Here is an 18,693-nt window from a genome sequence, read left to right on the forward strand (position 1 = left end):
AGCGCGATGACGACGGCGCAGCGGCCGACGCTCGAAGCGGTGGCAGCGCGGGCCGGAGTGTCCCGAGCCACCGTTTCCCGGGTGGTCAACGGCTCCACCACCGTTGCCGAACCGATCCGCGAGGCGGTCACCCGGGCGGTCGCCGAGCTGGGGTACGTCCCCAACCTGGCGGCCCGCAGCCTGGTCACCCAGCGCACCGACTCGATCGCCCTGGTCATGCCGGAGGCTGCCACCCGGGTCTTCTCCGACGACCAGGTCTTCCCCGGCATCATCCGGGGCGTCAGCCAGGAGCTGGAGGCGGCCGACAAGCAACTGGTGCTGATGCTCGCCGGCTCGCCGGCCGGGCACCACCGGGTCGAGCGGTACACCACCGGCCGGCACGTCGACGGCGTGCTCTTCGCGTCGCTGCACGGTGCCGACCCGCTGCCCGGCACGCTTGCCCGACTCGGCATCCCGGTGGTGGTCAGCGGCCGCCCGCTCGGCGACGTGCCAGTCCCGTACGTCGACGTCGACCACGTGGCCGGGGTCACCGCGGCCGTCCGGCACATGATCGACAGCGGTCGTCGACGGATCGCGACCATCGCCGGGCCACAGGACATGGTCGCCGGGATCGAACGGCTCAGCGGTTACCGCAGCACTGTCGCCGACGCGGGGCTGCCCGAGCTGATCGCCATCGGTGACTTCACCCGGGAATCCGGGTCGGCGGCGATGCGCCGCCTGCTCGCCGAGCATCCCGACCTCGACGGCGTCTTCGCAGCCTCCGACCTGATGGCCCACGCCGCCCTGCGGACGCTGCGCGAGGCAGGTCGGCGGGTGCCCGACGACGTGGCGGTGGTCGGCTTCGACGACATCGAGACCGCCGCCTACACCGAGCCGCCGCTGACCACCGTCCGGCAGCCGATCGTGGAACTCGGCCGCCGGATGACCCGCCAACTGCTCCGGCTGGCCGCCGGGGAGAGCATCGAGCAGGCGGTCATGCTCCCCACCGAGCTGATCCGCCGCGCCTCCGCCTGAGCGCGCCTCCGCGCCCGCCCCGCGGTCCGGTCCGGTCCGCGCCGCCCCGCCCTGCAAGATCCGCACAACTTCAGGGAAGTAGTGGTCTCCGAGCGCCGGGAGGCCACTATTTCCCTGAAGTTGCTGCCTGCAGGTCGGTCGCAGGCCGCGGGAGCACATGGTTAATGCGTCGCTCGGGCGGACGATCTTGGTTAGCCTCGCCCACATGCCGGATCCTGTCGCGCTGCTGCCCGTGCCAAGCTGTTCCGACCAACTGCTCGAGGTCGAGGCCCCAGGTGACATCGGCGGCCGCGATGACATCAGCGGCCCAGGTGACATCGGCGGTCGGGGCGACGCCGACAGTTGGGGCGCTCCGGCTGATTCATTTACGACATCAGCTCCGAAGGACGCGAGCACGAGGTGTCGACCCGTCACGGCAGTACGGATGGGGGCCTGACATGCGTATTCGGGTGGCGCAGCCGGACGACGCTGCGGGCGTGGTGGCCCTGCGGGCGATCGTCTACCCGTACCAGGTGCGCGGGGTCGAGTCGACCCGGAAAATGATCGCCGAACCGGTACCGGGCAGGGACTGGGTCGCCTTCGTAGCCGAGGTCGATGCCCAGGTCGTCGGTTGGGTGACGGCCCAACGCAACGCCTCGACCTCGACGGCGAACTTCGGTGACATCACTCTCCTGCACGTCCACCCCGAGCACCGGCGGCGCGGCATCGGCACCGCGCTGCTGACGACCGCGACCGGTCACCTCGCCCCGCTGGGGGTCCGCCGGCTCCGCGCCTTCGCCCAGCCGGACGCGCTGCCGTTCGCCCGTCGGCACGGCTACGAGCCCAGTCGTGAACTGCGCTTCTCCGCGCTCGAATTGAATCCGGCACCCGCGCTGCCCGACCCGCCGCCGGGCGTACGGCTGCTCCCGATCTCCGACCTCGACCCGCATCTGCTGTACGCGGCCGACGTGGCCGCATCCGTCGACGAGCCGGGCGACGTGCCGGTCGACTCGATCAGCTACGAGAGCTGGCACTACGACGTCTGGGACAACCTCGGTCTGGACAAGGCGGCAAGCATCGCCGCCGTAGTCGATGGTGAGGTCGCCGCCTTCAGCCTGGTGAAGCGGGACGGGGACCGGATGTGGTCGGACTTCACCGGCAGTCTCCCGGCGTACCGGGGGCGGGGCCTCGCCCGGCTCACCAAGACGGCCGCGCTGCACCGGGCCGCCGCGAACGGTGTGCGCGTCGCGTACACCTCGAACGACGAGGCGAACGGGCCGATGCTCGCGATCAACACCCGGTTGGGCTACCGCCCGGTGGCAGCCGAGTGGAGCTGCCTGGCCGACCTGACCTGACCGCCAACCACCCGTGGGCCTCCGCGTCCGGCGGGGCGGTGTCGCTTCGGTGAGCGATATACCTCTGAGGCATAAATATGACTCTCAGGTATACGGCTCACCAGCGACACTCCCACCAGAGCGGGCATCGAGGTCGAAGACCTGGCGGGCGACGGCGTGGGTGTCGGCGCCGAAGAGCACCAGCCGGGCCTCGGTGGCGGTGGCCGGGGTGGCCGCGCGCAGCACCGCCAGCGCCTGACCGACCGCGTCGTCGACCGGCCACCCGTAGATACCGGCGGAGATCAGCGGAAAGGCCACGGTGCCAGCACCCAACTCGTCGGCCACCCGGAGGCTGTTGGCGTAGCAGTCGCGCAGCAGCGCCGACCGGTCCTCGCTGGCCGACCAGACCGGCCCGACGGTGTGGATCACCCAGCGGGCCGGTAGCTCCCCGGCCGTGGTCGCCACCGCCTGACCGGTGGGCAGACCCCTGCCGTAGCGGGACGCACGCAGCGCCCGGCACTCGGCCAGGATCGCCGGCCCGCCGCGCCGGTGGATGGCACCGTCGACCCCACCCCCGCCGAGCAGGGACGAGTTCGCGGCGTTCACAACGGCGTCCACCCGCTGTGTGGTGATGTCCCCCTCGACCAGGGTGATCTCCATGTCAGCTCTCCTCGATCGGCTGACCCATCGAGCGGCGGGCCAGCAGCGTGGCACCGGCGACCGCGGCCGGCATGATCAGCACGGCGCCGAGCGGAATCAGGAAGCAGAGGAAGACGGCCACTCCGAAGCCGAGCGCTGTGGGTCGGTCGGCTTTCAGGATCGTCCGGCGCTGCGGCAGCCGCATCCCCCGTCGGTAGAAGGGTGCACCGACCAACTCCACTGCGAGGAACCACCCGCCCACGGCCGCCCCGATGACCGGGACGACCGTCTGGCCGACCACCGGGATGAAGCCGGCGACGAAGAGCGGGATGCCGACCAGCGCCGTGAGCGCCACCAGACGTACCGAGTCAGCGAGGCTGCGGCGCAGCGACGACCAGAAGGGCACGTCCACCGCGCCCGGCGTGCCGCCGTACCGCTGCTCGACCTGCTCGGAGATCTTCTCGTAGAACGGGTCGCCGATGACCAGGGTGACAGCGGTGAAGGTGAGCACGCCGAGCAGGCCGCCGAGCCCCAGGAAGGCCAGCCCAGCGGTCACCCGGACCAGGCTGCGGCCGGTGCTCGACCAGTCGTCGGCGAACGGGGTGACGAGCGCGGCGAGATCGTCCACGAAGTACACGAGCGTGGCGAGCGCGGCCAGGAAGAGCACGCCGGAGATCAGCGCCGGCACGATGCCGAGCAGCATCAGCCCCGGGCTGCGGACGTAGAGGCCCAGCCCACGCAGGAGCAGCCCCGCCCCGGCGAGGAAGCGTCCGACGACCCCGGTCACCGGGCTGGCGATTCTGCTGGCATCCACGATCGAGCAGCCTAACCAGCCGTGATCGGATCCGCCGGGCGGAGCGCTAGCAGCGACTCGCCGCGTACACATCAACCGGTTGACGGACGGCAGTGATCCACCGGGGACGCCGAGGTTCGTCGCCGACCGGTCGATTCGCCGGCGAGCCACCCCGACAACCCTTGAAGGGTACGAAGTCAGCGGCGGCGGAAGGCGGCACGATGCCGGTCATCGAGGTGACCCACCTGAAGAAGCGGTACGGCGACCTGGTGGCGGTGGACGACGTGTCGCTCGCCGTGGAGGCCGGGGAGATCTTCGGCGTCCTCGGTCCGAACGGCGCTGGCAAGACCACCACCGTCGAGTGTGTCGCCGGGCTGCGTGTCCCAGACGGGGGCGGGGTGTCGGTCCTCGGGCTCGACCCCCGCCGGGACGCGGCCCAGCTACGCCAGCGGGTCGGGGTGCAACTCCAGGAGAGTCAACTGCCGGACCGGTTGCGGGTGGCCGAGGCACTGGAGCTGTACGCCTCGTTCTACCGCAACCCGGCCGACCCGGCCGAGCTGATCGACAAGCTGGGCCTCGGCGACAAGCGGAACACCGCGTACAAGAAGCTCTCCGGCGGTCAGAAGCAGCGGCTCTCCATCGCGCTGGCCCTGGTGGGTAACCCGGAGATCGCCATCCTCGACGAGCTGACGACCGGGCTGGACCCGCAGGCCCGCCGGGACACCTGGGGCCTCATCGAACAGGTCCGCGACAGCGGGGTGACGATCGTGCTGGTCACCCACTTCATGGAGGAGGCCGAGCGGCTCTGCGACCGGGTCGCGGTGATCGACCGGGGTCGGGTGGTCGCCCTGGACAGCCCGGCGGGCCTGGTGTCGACGGTGGCTCCGGAGCAACGGATCCGGTTCCGGCCCTCGGCTCCGGTCGACGACCGGCTCCTCACCGACCTGCCCGAGGTGTCCGCCGTGCAGCGAACCGGCAGCCAGGTGGTGGTGACCGGCACCGGTGAGTTGCTGCACGCGGTCACCTCGGTGCTCGCCCGCCACCAGATCGTCGCCGCGGACCTGCGGCTGGAGCAGTCCACCCTCGACGACGCCTTCGTCGAGCTGACCGGGCACCGACCCGCCAACTGAGAGGGAGCCAGCATGCACGCCTTTCGCAACATCCTGAGAACCGAGGCGCGCCTCTACCTGCGAGACCTGCCGACGCTTCTCACCACGATCGGGCTGCCCACACTGATCCTGGTGGTGCTGGGGCTGATCCCCTCGCTCCGCAAGCCGGATCCGACCTTCGACGGGCAGACCTTCGTCAGCTATTTCGCCCCGTCGCTGCTGGTGGTCACCCTCGCCATGGTCGGGGTGAACACCCTGCCTTCGGTGCTGGCCACCTACCGGGAACGCGGCGTGCTGCGTCGGCTGGCGACCACCCCGGCGCACCCGGCGGCTCTGCTCGCCGCCCAACTGGTGCTGGCCCTGGCCGGAATCCTGGCCAGCGCGCTGCTGCTCATCGTGGTCGCCCGGCTCGCGTTCGGGGTGCCGTTCCCCCGGCACCCGCTCGGCTTCACGCTGGCGTTCATCCTCGGCACGGCCGCCCTGCTGTCGCTCGGCCTGCTGGTCGCCGCCGTGGCCCGGACGACGAAGGCGGCACAGGCCCTGGCCGTGCCGCTGTTCCTGGTCACCATGTTCTTTGGCGGGGTCTACCTGCCCCGATTCCTGCTCCCGGACGTCGTGGCGCGAATCGGCGACTACACGCCGCCCGGGGTGCAGGCGCTCCTCGACGCCTGGACCGGCACGTCGCCGCAACCGCTGCACCTGGCGATAATGGCGGTGATCGCCGTGTCGGCCGGCGCCGGCGCGGCGAAACTGTTCCGCTGGGAGTGAGCGGAGATGGGATGACCTGCAACGGTGGGCACGACCGTCTGACCAGTTGGCGAGAGCGCGAGGCGGCCCTCTATCGGGTGCTCCCCTTCGGCGGTCTGACCCTGGGCACCCTGCTGGCCCTCGTCGCACCGGCACCCCAGCACCTCGGGGCGCTGCCCACCCTCGCCGTCGCCGTGGCGGCCGGATGCTGGGTCGCCTGGTTCGTCACAGTGCACCCCGGCTGGCAGAGCCGGCGCACGCTGATGGCTGTCTACTACGCCGGGCTGCTCACGTTCGCCGCCGCGCTGGTGGCCGCCAGCCCGTGGTACGGCTTCTTCGCCTGGATCGGCTACATCCACGCCTTTCCGGTGCTGCCCGGGCGCTGGCGGGTCGTCGGCGTGGTCACCACGGCCACCCTCGTCGCCACCTCTCAGGGCGGTGGTCTGTCGGTGGCGGTGTCGCACTGGCCGCTCTGGCTGGTGCTGGTGCTGTTCAATCTGGTGGTCGCCGGCTCGGTGACCTGGTTCGCGATGATCGCCGAACAGGAGGACGCCAAACGCAAGCGATTGGTGGCGGAACTCGGCGACGCCAACCGCCAACTCACCGAGACGGTCAGTGAGAACGCCGGGCTGCACGCCCAACTACTCACCCAGGCCCGGGAGGCCGGCGTGCTGGACGAACGGCAACGGATGGCACGCGAGATCCACGACACCCTGGCGCAGGGGTTGACCGGCATCATCACCCAGTTGGAGGCCGCCGAGCAGACCCGCGACCGGTCCGCCGACTGGCGCCGGCACGTCGACAACGCGCTCGCCCTGGCCCGGGAGAGCCTCACCGAGGCCCGCCGTTCGGTACAGGCGGTCCGTCCGGAACCGTTGGAGACGGCCCGGCTACCGGACGCCCTCGTCGAGCTGGGCGGACGCTGGTCGGCCCTGAACGGGGTACGGGCCGACGTGGCCACCACCGGCACGCCCCGCCCACTGCACCCGGAGGTCGAGGTGACCCTGCTACGGGCCGCCCAGGAGGCGCTGTCCAACGTGGCCCGGCACGCCGCCGCGTCACGGGTCGGGCTGACCCTGTCGTACATGGCGGACGTGGTCACGCTCGACGTCCGTGACGACGGGGCGGGTTTCGACCTCACCGACCAGCCGCTGCCCCGTGAGCCGGGCGGCGGGTACGGGCTGACCGCCATGCGGCAACGGGTGACACGGGTCGGTGGCGAGTTGGCCGTCGAATCTGAGCCGGGCAGCGGCACCGCCATCTCGGCGTCCGTCCCCGCGCTACCCGGAGGTGCCGGTTGACCGCCCCGGTTCGACTGCTGATCGTCGACGACCATCCGGTGGTGCGGGACGGCCTGCGGGGGATGTTCACCGGCGACCCCGATTTCGAGGTGGTGGGCGAGGCGGCGGACGGCTCGGAGGCATTGGTCCTGGTCGCGACGCTGCGGCCGGACGTGGTGCTGATGGATCTGCGGATGCCCGGCATGGACGGGGTGACCGCCATCGGCAGGCTGGCTCGCGCCGGCAGCGCCGCCCGGGTGCTGGTGCTCACCACCTACGACACGGACGCGGACGTGCTGCCGGCGATCGAGGCCGGCGCGACCGGTTACCTGCTCAAAGACACACCTCGGGAGGATCTGGTGCGGGCGGTCCGGGCCGCGGCCCGGGGTGAGTCGGTGCTCGCGCCGAGCGTCGCCGGCCGGCTGATGGGCCGGCTGCGCGCTCCCGCCGAGGAGCCGCTGAGTCAACGGGAGCTGGAGGTGCTCACCCTGGTGGCCCGGGGTGCCTCCAACCGGGAGGCGGCGACCCGCCTGTTCATCAGCGAGGCCACCGTCAAGACGCACCTGCTGCACCTGTACGCCAAGCTGGGGGTCAACGACCGGGCTGCCGCGGTGGCCACCGCGTACGACCGGGGGTTGCTGACGCCCGGCGGGCGGTGAGCGGCACCGGGCAGGATGGGCGGGTGCGCGCGTCCCGACTGATCTCGTTGCTGTTGCTGTTGCAGTCGCGCGGGTCGATGACCGCTAGCGAGCTGGCTCAGGAGCTGGAGGTCTCCGAGCGGACCGTCTACCGGGACGTTCTGGCGCTCTCCGCGGCGGGCGTGCCGGTCTACGCCGACCGGGGGCGGGCCGGCGGTTACCGCCTGCTCGGCGGGTACCGCACCCGACTGACCGGGCTGACCCGGGACGAGGCGGAGGCGCTCTTCCTCGCCGGGCTGCCCGGGCCGGCCGGGGAGATGGGGCTCGCCGACGCGGTCGCGTCGGCCGAGCTGAAGGTGCTCGCCGCGCTGCCACCCGCCCTGCGCGACGCGCCGGCCCGTGCCGGACAGCGGTTCCACCTGGACGTACCGGGCTGGTTCCGGGAGACCGCGCCACCGGTCTGGCTGCCGGAGCTGGCCCGGGCGGTCTGGGGCGACCGGGTGGTGGAGCTGCGCTACCGACGCGGCGACCGGGAGGCGACCCGCCAGGTCCAGCCGTACGGCCTGGTGCTCAAGAGCGGGGTCTGGTATCTGGTCGGCCGTGTCGGCGACGACGTGCGCACCTACCGGGTGGACCGGGTCACCGGGGTCGAGGTGGGCGACGAGCACTTCGACCGCGACGAGGGCTTCGACCTGGCCGGACACTGGCGCGAGCAGGCCGGGTCGTTCCTGCGGACCATGCTGCGGGCCGAGGTCGCCGTCCGGCTGAGCCCCGCCGGCCTGCGCCAGCTCCGGCACCTGGTCGATGCCCCCTTCGTGTACGACCAACTGGTCGCCGCCGCCAGCCCGCCCGACGGGCAGGGCTGGGTGGTGACGCGGCTGCCCGTCGAGTCGGTCCAGGTGGCGTACCACCAACTGTTGGGGCTCGGCCCCGAGGTCGAGGTCATCGACCCGCCCGAGCTGCGGCGGTTGTTCGCGGAGAGCGCCGACCGGCTCGCCGCGCTCTACCGGTAGCCGGTCACGTCCGCCGGCTTGCCCGCGTCGACCACCTCGGTGATGTAGCGGAAACCCTCGGGTTGGCTGCCGTCGAGGTCGGTGAAGTCGTACACCTTGGACAGCGTGCCGGCGTCGACGGATTCGCCGTGCCAGCGGGCCTTCTCCTCGTCGGCGGCGAGCGCGGCCACCGCCCGGCCGACGAAGGCCGGGGTCTCCGAGATGAGGAAGTTCGGGTCGGTGGCGGCACCGTCGCGCCAGTTCTCCTCGGTCACGCCGAAGTGCTCCAGCATCGCCTCGGAACGGATCCAGCCGGGGGTGAGCGCCACGGCCGTGCAGCCGTGCGGCTTCAGCTCGTGCGCCTGGCTGAAGGCGAGCCGGTTGACCGAGACCTTGGCCAGGTCGTAGAAGACCGACAGCCGGTAGTTCTTGTCGTTGTACGCCTTGGTGCCGTCGCCCATCTCCACCACCAGGCCGCCGGGCTTGCGGATCAGCAGCGGCAGGGCGAAGTGGCTGGTGATGATGTGCGTGTCGACGGCCAGTCGCAGGGTACGGAAGCCGGCGTCGAGCGGCTGCTCCCAGACCGGCTTCTCCCAGGTGACCAGTGGGTCGCCGCCCCAGATGTCGTTCACCAGCACGTCGAGTTGGCCCTGCTCGGCGTCGATCCGGGCCACCAGGTCGCGGACCTGCTCGGGCACCAGGTGGTCGACCTGGACGGCGATGCCGGTGCCGCCGGCCGCGCTGACCAGCTCGGCCGTCTCCTCGATGGTCTCCGGTCGGTCCATCTCGGAGCGGCCGGCCCGGGTGCTGCGACCGGTGGCGTAGACCGTGGCACCGGCCGCGCCGAGCTGAACGGCGATCTGGCGCCCGGCACCACGGGTGGCGCCGGCGACGAGCGCGATCTTTCCTGTGAGCGGTTGTGTCATGCCTGCGACGTTGTCAGGAATACCTGACAACCGACGTCCGAATTCAGTACTCGATCTAATCGGCCAGTCGGACCCGGACCCGGCGGTTGGCCCGGCCCTTGCTCTCCACCTTGACCACCTGGACCTTGCCGATCTGGGCGGTGGAGGCGACGTGGGTGCCGCCGTCGGCCTGCACGTCCAGCCCGACGATGTCGACGATCCGGACCTCCTGCTCATCCGCCGGGATGAGGTTGGACTGGGTACGGATGATGTCCGGCAGGGCCAGCGCCTCGGTGCGCGGCAGCACCCGGGTGGCGACCGAGCGGTCGGCGGCCACCTCGGCGTTGACCAGCTCCTCGATGCGGCTCTTGAAGTCCGGGGGCACCTCGGGGAGGTTGAAGTCCATCCGGGCCTCGCCCGGCTCCATGTTGCCGCCGGTGACCAGCGCGCCGAAGTCGCGGAACACCACACCGCAGAGCACGTGCAGCCCGGAGTGGGTACGCATCAACCGGGTGCGGCGCTCGTCCTCCACAGCGCCCACGACCTCGGTGCCGACCGGCGGCAGCGGGTCACCCTCGGCGGGGATCAGGTAGGGGTCGTCGCCCTTGCGGGTGCCGACGATCCGGGTCTGCACGCCCTGCCAGAGCAGGACGCCGTGGTCGGGTGGTTGACCACCGCCGCCCGGATAGAACGCCGAACGGTCCAGCACGATGCCCTGCTCGGCATCGGAGTGCAGGACCGTGCACGTCCATTCGCGCACTGTCGGGTCGGCAAGGTCCAGCCGGTGCGTCCGGCCGTGCTGTGTGACGCCCATGACAGGGCAGGTTACTCGTTCAGGAAGCCGGAGATGCGGTCGCGCAGATCGGCGCGTTCCGACCAGAGCACGCCGGGCCGGTCGTACACGTGCAGCGTGGCCTGGGGCAGCGCGACGGCGAGCCGCTCGGCGACCTCGACCGGGTGCAGGTCGTCGCCCGCGCAACCGATCACCAACGCCGGCGCGGTGACCGCCGTCAGGTCACCGATCTGGCGCAGCGGGATCTGGTCGGTGAGCGTGGCCAGACCGTCGGCCAGACCGTCGCGGAGCAGTTGGTCGAGCCGTTGTCGCAGGTAGGCCCAGCCGGCCGGGGTGTTGCGCACCGCCGGGGGCAACTCCAGCGTGACGATGTCGGCGACCGCCGAGGCGTCCCCGCTCTCCACCGCCTCCAGCAGGTCGGTGACGCGCTCGCGGGCGAGCGGCCCGCGTGGCTCGTCGAGGACCGCCGGCAGGAAGAAGACCAGCTTGTCGAAACGCTCCGGGCTCTCCACGAGGAGTCGGCAGAGGGCACCCGCGCCGAGGCTGGCGCCGAAAGCCCGGCTGGCGCCGCCGAGGTCGGCGATCGCCCGTAGATCCCGGGCCAGGTCCAGGTAGTCCCACGGCCCGTCCGGGGCAACGGATCGGCCGTGCCCGCGGAACTGGAAGAACACCTTGCGGCCGTTCACCCCACTGCCGAACGGGCGGGTGGTGGCGATCCCGTTGCCCAGCCCGTGCGCGAACACGGTGACCGGATCACCGGTGCCGGTGACCAGCCGCTCCAGCCGTACGCCGTGCGGGGTGGTGACCAGCTCGGTCTCCGGCTCCGGCAGTGCCGGCCTGCCGGTACGCGGCCCACCCGGACCGGGCCCCCAGGTGCGGGGCCCGCTGTCGGGTGGGGGCGGCCAGCGAAAACCTCTCACCAGAACCCTTTGCCGTCACTCAGGTCGCGCAGACCGACCCGTACGTCGAGCAGGTAGATGAGCGCGGCGGCGATGCCGATCAGTCCGAAGAGGCTGATCGGACCGAAACCGAGCAGGGTGAGCACCAGGCAGACCGCCAGGATGGCGATCCAGCCGCCCTTGGGCAGCGTCCCGATGGCGGGGAAGGCGTCGGAGCGCTGCGTGACGGCGTGCACCAGCGCGACACCCTGGATGATCAGCGCGAAGACGAGCAGGATCAGCTCGATCACGTAGCGGACTTCGAACGCGAAGATCGGCGCGGCGTTGGCCATGTCGGCCAGTTTATGTCCACGACCCCGGCTACGTCCGACAAGGACGCCGCCGGGGTCGTCGACCCGACGAGCTACTCGGCGGCCGGGCGGGTCCGCTTGGTGGCCCGGGGGAGCTTCGCCGACGGGGTCTCGGCCGGCTTGGCAGCCTTCGGCGCGCGGGCGACCTTCTTGACCGCAGCCGGCTTGGCCTCGGCGATCTCGGCCACGTCGGCCGGGGTCGGCGCGTCGGCGGGGGCCGCAACGGTGGGGGTGGTGGCAGCCGCGGTGGTGGCCGGCGTCACGGCCTCGGTGGCCTCGATGTCGGCGTTGACCGTCTCGGCGGCCTCCAGCACGCCGGCACCGACGACCCGCTCGCCCCGGGCGACGAGCGCGCCGTACGCGGCGAACGCGCGCTCCTGGGCGACCTGGGCGCCCGCGACCACCAGGGCGGCGTTGCGGGTTGCGGCGGCGCGCAGCTTGTCGATGTCGGCCACCTCGCGCAGCTTCGCCAGGTCGGCGGTCTCGTTGGCGGTGCGCAGCGTCTCGGTGGCCTTCTGCTTCAGCTCGAAGCCGGTCAGCACTGCCCGGCCACCCAGGTCGGCGACGACCCGGGTGCTGAGGACGCCGACCACGGCCGGCAGCTTGCGCAGCTGCTCGATGGCCAGTTCACCGGCGCCGGCTGCGGCGTAGATCGGGGCGGGGATGCGGTTGGTCTTCGGCTCGCTCATGGCGTCTCCTCTTCGGCCGCCTCGGCGGCCTTCTTCTTCTGGGGGATGGTGGTGCTGCCCGGGGCGGGGGCGGTGCCCGCCTCGGTGACGGCTACCGACTCGAGCACGGCCTCGGTCGGGGTGCCGCCCACGGTGGTGGGGCCGGTGGCGGCCACATTGGCCAGGTCCGCAGCCTGGCTGGCGGGCTGGTCGGCCTGCGCCGCCTCGGCTTCGGCCTGGGCCTCGGCCAGCCGGGTGTTCTCCCGGCGGAACGTCTCGTAGATCTGACTGAGCGACTGCTTCTGCGCCATCGTCAGGTCGGCGTCCACGGCGATTGCGGCGAGCACCCCGTGGCCTTCCTTGTCGTCGAGCAGACCGGCGCGCAGGTACATCGCCGGCGTGGAGACCCGCAGCGCACTCGCCAGTTGCTGGAGCACCTCGGCGCTGGGTTTGCGCAGGCCTCGCTCGATCTGGCTGAGGTACGGGTTGCTGACCCCCGCCTGCTCGGCGAGCTGCCGAAGCGAGATCTTGGCGTTGCGCCGCAGATCGCGGATGAACCCGCCGACGTCGGGAAGGTCCTTGGGTGTGGCCATGGCAGCGACGCTAACCGCCCGCGCTAGCTGTTGCAAGCAAAACGCTAACCATAGTTAGCAACGTCTCAGGACCCCGTTTGCGCGCCGCTCGGCCGATCCGTACGGTCCGTCCGTGCACAAGATCACAGTCAATGGAGCAAGCATCGCGTACGACGAGGCCGGCACCGGTTCGCCCGTCGTCCTGCTGCACGCCGGAATCGCCGACCGGCGGATGTGGCGAGGGCAGGTGTCCGCGCTCGCCGCCCGGCACCGGGTGATCGTCCCGGACCTGCGCGGCTACGGAGACTCGGAGCTCCCGCCGACCCCGTTCACGCACCACGACGACGTGGCCGGGCTGCTGGACGCGCTCGACCTGCCCCGGGCTGCCCTGGTCGGCTGCTCCTTCGGCGGGGCGGTCGCCATCGACACCGCGCTGGCCCACCCCGACCGGGTGAGCGCGCTCGCACTGTTCGACACGGCGGTCTCCGGCAATGAGTGGTCCGACGAGGCGAACGACCTCTGGGACGGCCTGGTCGGCGAGGTCGACCCGGACGACTTCGTCGCCGGCGCGGCCGGTGAGGTGCGGTTCTGGGTGGTCGGCCCGCGCCGCCAGCCGGAGGACGTCGACACGGAGCTGGTCGCGTTCGCGCAGGAGATGGACCAGCGTGCCCTCGCCGCCGAGCTGGCGCTCGGCGCGGTCGAGGTGGGAGAGCTGTCGCCACCGGCGATCGGTCGTCTCGGTGAGTTGAAGATCCCCGTCCTGGTCACCGCCGGCGCCGCGGACGTGCCGGACATCAGTCGGCTCGCCGACCGGATCGCCGCCGAGGTCCCCGGCGCGGTACGACTGCCCGACGTGCAGGACGCCGCGCACCTGCTGCCGCTCGAGCGTCCGGAGCCGGTCAACGCCGCGCTGCTCGACTTCCTGAGCTGACCGCCACCGCCGCCGACGGTGTCACCAGAGCGGGCGGACCGCCCCGACCGGGACCCCGCCACCGAAGAGCGGCACCTCGGCGTACTCGGTCAGCACCGGAGCGTCCACGCCGAGCCGGCGCAGCGCGGACACCAGGACCGGCATCCGGGCCCGGTCGGCGCCGTCGTCGATCTTCAGTGCGACGGCGCCGACGCCCGGCAGCGCCACGGCGATCACGCCCTCGGCACCGACCTTGGCCAGCAGCCCCGGGACACCCCGCATCAGCCGGGTGTCGTCGGCCTGGGTGCCACCCACGATCTCCGGGTACGCCCGCATCGCGTCCGCCACCGTGCGCGGCACCGAGCCGGGCTCGGCGTCGACCAGCCGGAGGTACGCCCCGGCCAGACCGGCCAGTGAGACCGCGAGGACCGGGGCGCCGCAACCGTCAACCCCCACCGCCGCCGCCTGCTCACCGGTGAACTCCTCGATGGCGGCCCGCAGCCGCTGCTGAAGCGGGTGCTCCGGCCGCCAGTAGCCCTCCCGGGACCAACCGGCGGCCTCGCAGGTCAACAGCATCCCGCTGTGCTTGCCGGAGCAGTTCATCTGCACCCGGCTCGGGCCACCACCGGCCCGGAGCACCGCCTCCCGGGCCGCGGCCCCCACCGGCAGGTCGGGCGGGCAGTGCAGCGCCGACGCGTCCAACCCGGCGCGCTCCAGCAGCGCACCGACCCGGGCCAGGTGGAATTCCTCGCCAGCGTGGCTCGCCGAGACCAGCGCCACGTCGGCCGGGTCGGTCAGGGCCAGGCCGGCCCGGAGCATCCCGATCGCCTGCATCGGCTTGCTGGCCGAGCGGGGGAAGATCGGCGAGGTCACGTCCCCGGCGGACGCCACCGCGACACCGGCGGCGTCCAGCACCACCACCGAGCCGCGGTGCGCACCCTCCACGAACCCGGACCGGACCACCTCGGCGAGCGGCGCGCCGCCCTCGTACGTCTTCGTCACGCGCTGGACGGTACCGACGGTCCGGGGGTGCCCGGCGGCGGGGTGACCAGGAGGTCCACCGCCCGGGTGACAGGGGCGCGGGACAGACCCGGCCTTACAGCCCGAGCAGCTCGCGGGCCTCGGTGGTGGTCAGCGGCGGGCGCTGAGCGAGCTGCGCGAAACCCACAGCGCGGGCGACCAACTGCATGTTGGACTCCACCGGGCGGCCCTTCGCGTACGTCACCGTGTCCTCCATGCCGACCCGCAGGTGCCCGCCGGTCGACAGCGAGGCCAGCAGCACCGCGATGGTGCTCCGGCCGACGCCGGTGGCCGAGAAGGTGGTGCCCTCGGGCAGGTCCCGCAGCATCCGGTGGGCCGCGACCAGGGTCTCGGTGTTGCCCGGCATCCCGCCCGGCACTCCCATCACGAAGTCGACGTGCACGTGCCCGCCGGCCGGCAGCCCGTACTTGCCGAGCAACCGCTGCAACGCGGACAGGTGGCCGAGGTCGAAGATCTCGTACTCCGGCACGATTCCGCGTTCCTGCATCCGGGTGTGCAGGTCGACGATGAACTCCCAGCGGTTGAGGAAGACGTCGTCGCCGAAGTTGACAGTGCCCATGGTGCAGGAGGCCATGTCCGGACGGGCGTCGAGCACGGCGAGCCGGGCGGCCTCCGGGTCGGTCACCGCGCCGCCGGAGGAGAGTTGCACGATCAGGTCAGTGCTCTCCCGCAGCGCCGCCACCGTGTCGGCCAGCCGCACCGGGTCGAGCGTCGGCCGGGCCTCGTCGTCGCGGATGTGGACGTGGATCACGGCGGCGCCGAGCGCCTCGCACTCCTTGGCGGTGAGCAGCAACTCGTCGAGGGTCACCGGCAGCGCCGGCACCTCCGCCTTGGCCGACTCAGCGCCGGTCGGGGCCACCGTGATCAACGTCCCTGTCGTCATGCCGGCGATCCTAGACGGCCCGCTCAGGACGGGTCGATCGCCGCCGCGGTCTCGCCGATCAGCAACGCGGCATCGTCCGGGACGTTCCGCTTCAGCACCGCGAGAGCGACCTGGCCCAGCTCGTGGTGCAGCACGGCGGTGCCGACGAAGCCGACCGCCCGGCCGTCGAGGGTCACCGGCGTACCGGCCACCGGCGGCTGATCCGTGGTCACCCCGTCCAGATGCAGCAGCACCAGGCGACGCGGCGGCCGGCCCATGTTGTGCACCCGCGCCACAGTCTCCTGCCCCCGGTAGCAACCCTTGTCCAGATGCACCGCCGGGGCGATCAGGTCGACCTCGGCCGGAATGGTCCGGTGGTCGGTGTCCACCCCGACCCGCGGCTGCCGAGCCGCCACCCGGATCGCCTCGTACGCCCACAGTCCCGCGACCGGCACACCGGCGCCGCGCAGCTCCGCCACCACCTGGTCCATCCCCGACCGGGGCACCAGCAGGTCCACCCCGAGCGGACCACGTCGGGCCCAGCCGCCGATCGACAGCGGTCGCACGTCGTACCGAGCGCTCGCCCGGGATGGCACGGCACCGTGCGGGAACTTCGGACCCGGCACCGCGACCACGTCCGGTGCGGCGAGCCCGGTCACGCCGAGCGTACCGAGCGCCTCCATGGCCGCCGGCCCGACCAGCGACAACAGCGCGCGCTCGGCCGTTGCGTCGCGTGGTTCGACCTTGCTGAAGAACCGCATCTTCTCCAGGTAGGTCAGCAGGCCCTGGGTGGCGCCGGGCTCGGTGTCCAGCCAGGTGGTCTCGCCGTCCTCGGCGACCATGGCGTGCTGCTCGATGTGGCCGTGCGGGGACAGCACCAGCAACTCGGTGCCCTCACCGGCGGCCAGCGCGTTCAGGTGCTGCGAGGTGACGGTGTGCAGCCAACTGGCCCGCTCCTCCCCGGGCACCGCGATGACCCCTCGATGCGACCGGTCGACCAGACCAACCTCGGTGTCGAGGGTGCGCTGCTCGCGCAGCGGGTCGCCGTAGTGCGCGGCCACCCCTCGCACCCCGGCCGCGACGTGCGCCGGATCCGGCTGGTCACGGCTGGCCTCGTCGATGCTCTCGACGGCCACCGCACCCGCGATGTCGATCATTTTTCGTCCCCGTTCTCGCAGCGTACGCAGACGCCGAAGAGTGACACGTGCCCGATGTCCACCCGGAACCCGCGCTGCGCGGCCAACTGGTCGGCGAGGGGGCGGAGCAGCTCCGGATCGATCTCGTCGATCGCGCCACACTCCCGGCAGACCAGGTGGACGTGTTGGTGTTCACCGGCGGCGTGATAGGTCGGTGAGCCGTGCGACAGGTGCGTGTGGGTGACCAGACCGAGCCGTTCCAGCAGCTCGAGCGTGCGGTAGATGGTGGTGATGTTGACGCCGGCGGCGACCTCCCGGACCGCGGTGTGCACCTGCTCCGGGGTGGCGTGGCCCAGATCGAGCACCGCCTGGAGGACGAGCTGCCGCTGGGCCGTCAGCCGCAGCCCACGGGCCCGCAGCATTTCCGCGAGGGAGGATTCGGACACCGTCCGATCATAGTTCGGCCACCAGGCTGTTCCCCGCACCGCGATCGATCGCCGCTACGCTCGACGGTCATGGTGAGGTCGTCCGTCGGGAAGAACGCGGCCGACCCGCCCGCGCGGATCGCCGTCCTGGGGCGTGGCCCGGTGCCGCCCGGCGACCCGGTGCTTCGGGGTGACGACCTCGGGGTGCTGCACGGCGACGGCCTCTTCGAGACCATGCACCTGCGGGGCGGCCAACCGTGGCTGCGCGACGAACACCTGGCCCGCCTGGCCACGGCGGCCGCCGCCGTCGAGCTGCCACTGCCCCCCACCAGCGCCCTGATCGACCTGCTGGATCAGGTGCGGACAGGCTGGCCAGCAGCTGTGGAGGGGGCACTTCGGTTGGTCTGCACCCGAGGCCCGGAGGCCGGCGGTCCGCCCACCATCTACGCCACGCTGGCCCCGGTGCCGGCGGCCTCCAGGGCCGCCCGGCGGGACGGAATCACTGTGGCCACCCTGCCGCTGGGGCTGCCCGCCGCCGCCCGCAGTGGGCTGACCTGGCTGCCGGTCGGCATCAAGTCCACGTCGTACGCGGTCAGCAGCGCCGCCCGCCGCTGGGCCCGCCGGGCCGGCGTGGACGACGTGCTCTGGATCTCCTCAGACGGGTACGCGCTGGAGGGCCCCACCGCCAATGTGGTGTGGCTCACAGACGACACCCTCTGCACGGTGCCGGCCGCCAGCACCGGCATCCTCGCCGGCACCACCGCGGCCTGGCTGCTCGCCCACGCGAGCGAGCTGGGCCTGGGCGCCGCCGAACGGATGGTCAGCGCCGCCGAACTGCACGCGGCGGACGGCGTGTGGTTCACCTCGTCGCTGCGCGGAGCCGCCGAGGTCCACACGCTGGACGGAGTACGGCGGGCTCGCTGCCCGCGTACCCCCGCCCTACAGGCCCTGCTGAATTTCCCCGTCTAGCCGGCCACCGACCGTCGAGGTCAGCCGCCGACCCGGACGAGTCGGGCGGAGAGGTGCGGACTGAGCCCGTGCCCCATGGCGGCCATCTCCTGGGCGTAGAGCAGCGCACCCTCGACGATGCCGAAGAGCCGGTGCCCGCCGGTGACCTCCTTGGCGGTCGGAGTCCGGATCACCGCGTCGGTGGCGAACTCGAGCTGCGTGCCGGTGCGCTTGCCCAGGTGCAGCTCCATCACCCCGGTCGGGGTGGTCAGCAGCGCCTCCAGCTCGTCGGTCGCCCGCCCATCCACCAGCACCGGCCGCCACCAGCCCACCTCGCGGCCGGCCGGACGGACCGGCTTGCTCTGCTCGTCGAGGATCCAGGCACGCGACTCGTAGTGCAGGAACGGTCGGCCGTCGTGGCTGATCCGGATCTCCTGCGCGTAGTCGAAATCCTCGATGGTGGGGAAACCGCCCTTGCCCCGACCGCGCCACAGACCGATGTACGGCAGCAGGGCATCCAGCGCGGGGTGCAGCTTCGGCCCGACCCGCAGGTCGTGGCTCTCCTCGAACGGGTACTCCTCGACCGGCGGCGCGTTCAGCCACGGCGGCTGCAGCGGGTTCTCGCTCACAGGGCCACCTTCGTTCGCGACTGCGGGGCT

22 protein-coding genes are annotated in these 18,693 nt (G+C 72.1%); 9 read left to right on the forward strand and 13 right to left on the reverse strand.

The genetic code is table 11. The annotated features are described in order from the left end of the window. Nucleotides 1–6 precede the first annotated feature (6 nt). On the forward strand, nucleotides 7–1,014 hold the full coding sequence (locus MED15_RS09465; RefSeq protein ID WP_112584215.1) for a LacI family DNA-binding transcriptional regulator: 1,008 nt from the start codon (nucleotides 7–9) through the stop codon (nucleotides 1,012–1,014). Between the two features lie 437 nt (nucleotides 1,015–1,451). Continuing rightward, nucleotides 1,452–2,348, forward strand: coding sequence for a GNAT family N-acetyltransferase (locus tag MED15_RS09470; RefSeq protein ID WP_112584214.1), 897 nt, complete (start codon nucleotides 1,452–1,454; stop codon nucleotides 2,346–2,348). Between the two features lie 84 nt (nucleotides 2,349–2,432). On the opposite strand, the gene MED15_RS09475 is transcribed toward MED15_RS09470, so the two are convergent. Together MED15_RS09475 and MED15_RS09480 are read right to left on the reverse strand one after the other, a co-directional pair. Beyond that, the gene (locus MED15_RS09475; RefSeq protein WP_112584213.1) at nucleotides 2,433–2,987 is read right to left on the reverse strand and encodes an O-acetyl-ADP-ribose deacetylase; all 555 of its coding nucleotides are present in this window, start codon (nucleotides 2,985–2,987) and stop codon (nucleotides 2,433–2,435) included. 1 nt (nucleotide 2,988) lies between these two features. Then, nucleotides 2,989–3,780, reverse strand: coding sequence for an EI24 domain-containing protein (locus tag MED15_RS09480; RefSeq protein WP_112584212.1), 792 nt, complete (start codon nucleotides 3,778–3,780; stop codon nucleotides 2,989–2,991). 200 nt (nucleotides 3,781–3,980) lie between these two features. Between MED15_RS09480 and MED15_RS09485 the strand changes: the two genes are divergently transcribed. From MED15_RS09485 to MED15_RS09505, 5 genes are read left to right on the forward strand one after another with little or no spacing between them, the layout of a single operon-like run. Next, complete coding sequence (locus tag MED15_RS09485) at nucleotides 3,981–4,889, forward strand: ABC transporter ATP-binding protein (protein ID WP_112584211.1); 909 nt, start codon at nucleotides 3,981–3,983, stop codon at nucleotides 4,887–4,889. A gap of 12 nt (nucleotides 4,890–4,901) precedes the next feature. Then, nucleotides 4,902–5,636: an ABC transporter permease gene (locus MED15_RS09490; RefSeq protein ID WP_112584210.1), complete on the forward strand. Its 735-nt coding sequence runs from the start codon at nucleotides 4,902–4,904 to the stop codon at nucleotides 5,634–5,636. Nucleotides 5,637–5,647: 11 nt separating this feature from the next. Continuing rightward, a complete protein-coding gene (locus MED15_RS09495) occupies nucleotides 5,648–6,916 on the forward strand; it encodes a sensor histidine kinase (RefSeq protein WP_167457631.1) in 1,269 nt (422 codons plus the stop codon). Beyond that, entirely contained in the window at nucleotides 6,913–7,554 is a 642-nt protein-coding gene (locus MED15_RS09500; protein WP_091402812.1) for a response regulator, read from the forward strand. Before MED15_RS09495 ends, MED15_RS09500 begins: the two co-directional genes overlap by 4 nt. 23 nt (nucleotides 7,555–7,577) lie before the next feature. Beyond that, a complete protein-coding gene (locus tag MED15_RS09505; protein WP_112584208.1) occupies nucleotides 7,578–8,546 on the forward strand; it encodes a helix-turn-helix transcriptional regulator in 969 nt (322 codons plus the stop codon). Here MED15_RS09505 and MED15_RS09510 read toward each other — a convergent pair. From MED15_RS09510 to MED15_RS09535, 6 genes are all read right to left on the reverse strand, one after another. After that, nucleotides 8,537–9,451, reverse strand: coding sequence for an SDR family oxidoreductase (locus MED15_RS09510; RefSeq protein ID WP_112735383.1), 915 nt, complete (start codon nucleotides 9,449–9,451; stop codon nucleotides 8,537–8,539). The two genes, MED15_RS09505 and MED15_RS09510, sit on opposite strands and share 10 nt — an antisense overlap. 55 nt (nucleotides 9,452–9,506) lie before the next feature. Continuing rightward, nucleotides 9,507–10,244 (reverse strand): alanyl-tRNA editing protein, encoded by a 738-nt coding sequence (locus tag MED15_RS09515; RefSeq protein ID WP_112584206.1) that lies wholly within the window; start codon nucleotides 10,242–10,244, stop codon nucleotides 9,507–9,509. 11 nt (nucleotides 10,245–10,255) lie between these two features. Beyond that, nucleotides 10,256–11,143, reverse strand: a complete 888-nt coding sequence (locus MED15_RS09520) for an alpha/beta fold hydrolase (RefSeq protein WP_112699818.1) — start codon at nucleotides 11,141–11,143, stop codon at nucleotides 10,256–10,258. Continuing rightward, a complete protein-coding gene (locus MED15_RS09525) occupies nucleotides 11,140–11,454 on the reverse strand; it encodes a DUF2516 family protein (protein ID WP_030327754.1) in 315 nt (104 codons plus the stop codon). Before MED15_RS09525 ends, MED15_RS09520 begins: the two co-directional genes overlap by 4 nt. Nucleotides 11,455–11,525: 71 nt before the next feature. Next, nucleotides 11,526–12,161, reverse strand: a complete 636-nt coding sequence (locus tag MED15_RS09530; RefSeq protein WP_091402826.1) for a hypothetical protein — start codon at nucleotides 12,159–12,161, stop codon at nucleotides 11,526–11,528. Continuing rightward, a complete protein-coding gene (locus tag MED15_RS09535; protein WP_112735385.1) occupies nucleotides 12,158–12,733 on the reverse strand; it encodes a helix-turn-helix domain-containing protein in 576 nt (191 codons plus the stop codon). Before MED15_RS09535 ends, MED15_RS09530 begins: the two co-directional genes overlap by 4 nt. A gap of 112 nt (nucleotides 12,734–12,845) precedes the next feature. On the opposite strand from MED15_RS09535, the gene MED15_RS09540 reads away from it, so the two are divergent. Next, nucleotides 12,846–13,643 carry an alpha/beta fold hydrolase gene (locus MED15_RS09540; RefSeq protein ID WP_112584202.1) on the forward strand — a complete coding sequence of 266 codons (798 nt, stop codon included), beginning with the start codon at nucleotides 12,846–12,848 and terminating at the stop codon, nucleotides 13,641–13,643. 21 nt (nucleotides 13,644–13,664) lie between these two features. Here the strand turns inward: MED15_RS09540 and MED15_RS09545 are convergent, their stop codons facing one another. The 4 genes from MED15_RS09545 to MED15_RS09560 all read right to left on the reverse strand — a co-directional run bounded on the left by MED15_RS09545 (nucleotide 13,665) and on the right by MED15_RS09560 (nucleotide 17,107). Further along, nucleotides 13,665–14,624, reverse strand: a complete 960-nt coding sequence (locus MED15_RS09545; protein WP_112584201.1) for an asparaginase — start codon at nucleotides 14,622–14,624, stop codon at nucleotides 13,665–13,667. A gap of 94 nt (nucleotides 14,625–14,718) precedes the next feature. Further along, on the reverse strand, nucleotides 14,719–15,546 hold the full coding sequence (locus tag MED15_RS09550; protein WP_091402837.1) for a beta-keto acid cleavage family enzyme: 828 nt from the start codon (nucleotides 15,544–15,546) through the stop codon (nucleotides 14,719–14,721). 23 nt (nucleotides 15,547–15,569) lie between these two features. After that, nucleotides 15,570–16,682 (reverse strand): CAF17-like 4Fe-4S cluster assembly/insertion protein YgfZ, encoded by a 1,113-nt coding sequence (ygfZ, locus tag MED15_RS09555; RefSeq protein ID WP_112735387.1) that lies wholly within the window; start codon nucleotides 16,680–16,682, stop codon nucleotides 15,570–15,572. Further along, on the reverse strand, nucleotides 16,679–17,107 hold the full coding sequence (locus MED15_RS09560) for a Fur family transcriptional regulator (RefSeq protein WP_091402843.1): 429 nt from the start codon (nucleotides 17,105–17,107) through the stop codon (nucleotides 16,679–16,681). Before MED15_RS09560 ends, ygfZ begins: the two co-directional genes overlap by 4 nt. 69 nt (nucleotides 17,108–17,176) lie before the next feature. Between MED15_RS09560 and MED15_RS09565 the strand changes: the two genes are divergently transcribed. Continuing rightward, complete coding sequence (locus tag MED15_RS09565; protein WP_112584199.1) at nucleotides 17,177–18,055, forward strand: aminotransferase class IV; 879 nt, start codon at nucleotides 17,177–17,179, stop codon at nucleotides 18,053–18,055. Nucleotides 18,056–18,075: 20 nt separating this feature from the next. On the opposite strand, the gene MED15_RS09570 is transcribed toward MED15_RS09565, so the two are convergent. Then, a complete protein-coding gene (locus tag MED15_RS09570) occupies nucleotides 18,076–18,663 on the reverse strand; it encodes a heme-binding beta-barrel domain-containing protein (RefSeq protein ID WP_091402847.1) in 588 nt (195 codons plus the stop codon). Nucleotides 18,664–18,693 lie beyond the last annotated feature (30 nt).

Origin of the sequence: Micromonospora noduli, from assembly GCF_003264475.1 — a bacterium.
In the GTDB taxonomy this organism is placed as follows: domain Bacteria; phylum Actinomycetota; class Actinomycetes; order Mycobacteriales; family Micromonosporaceae; genus Micromonospora; species Micromonospora noduli.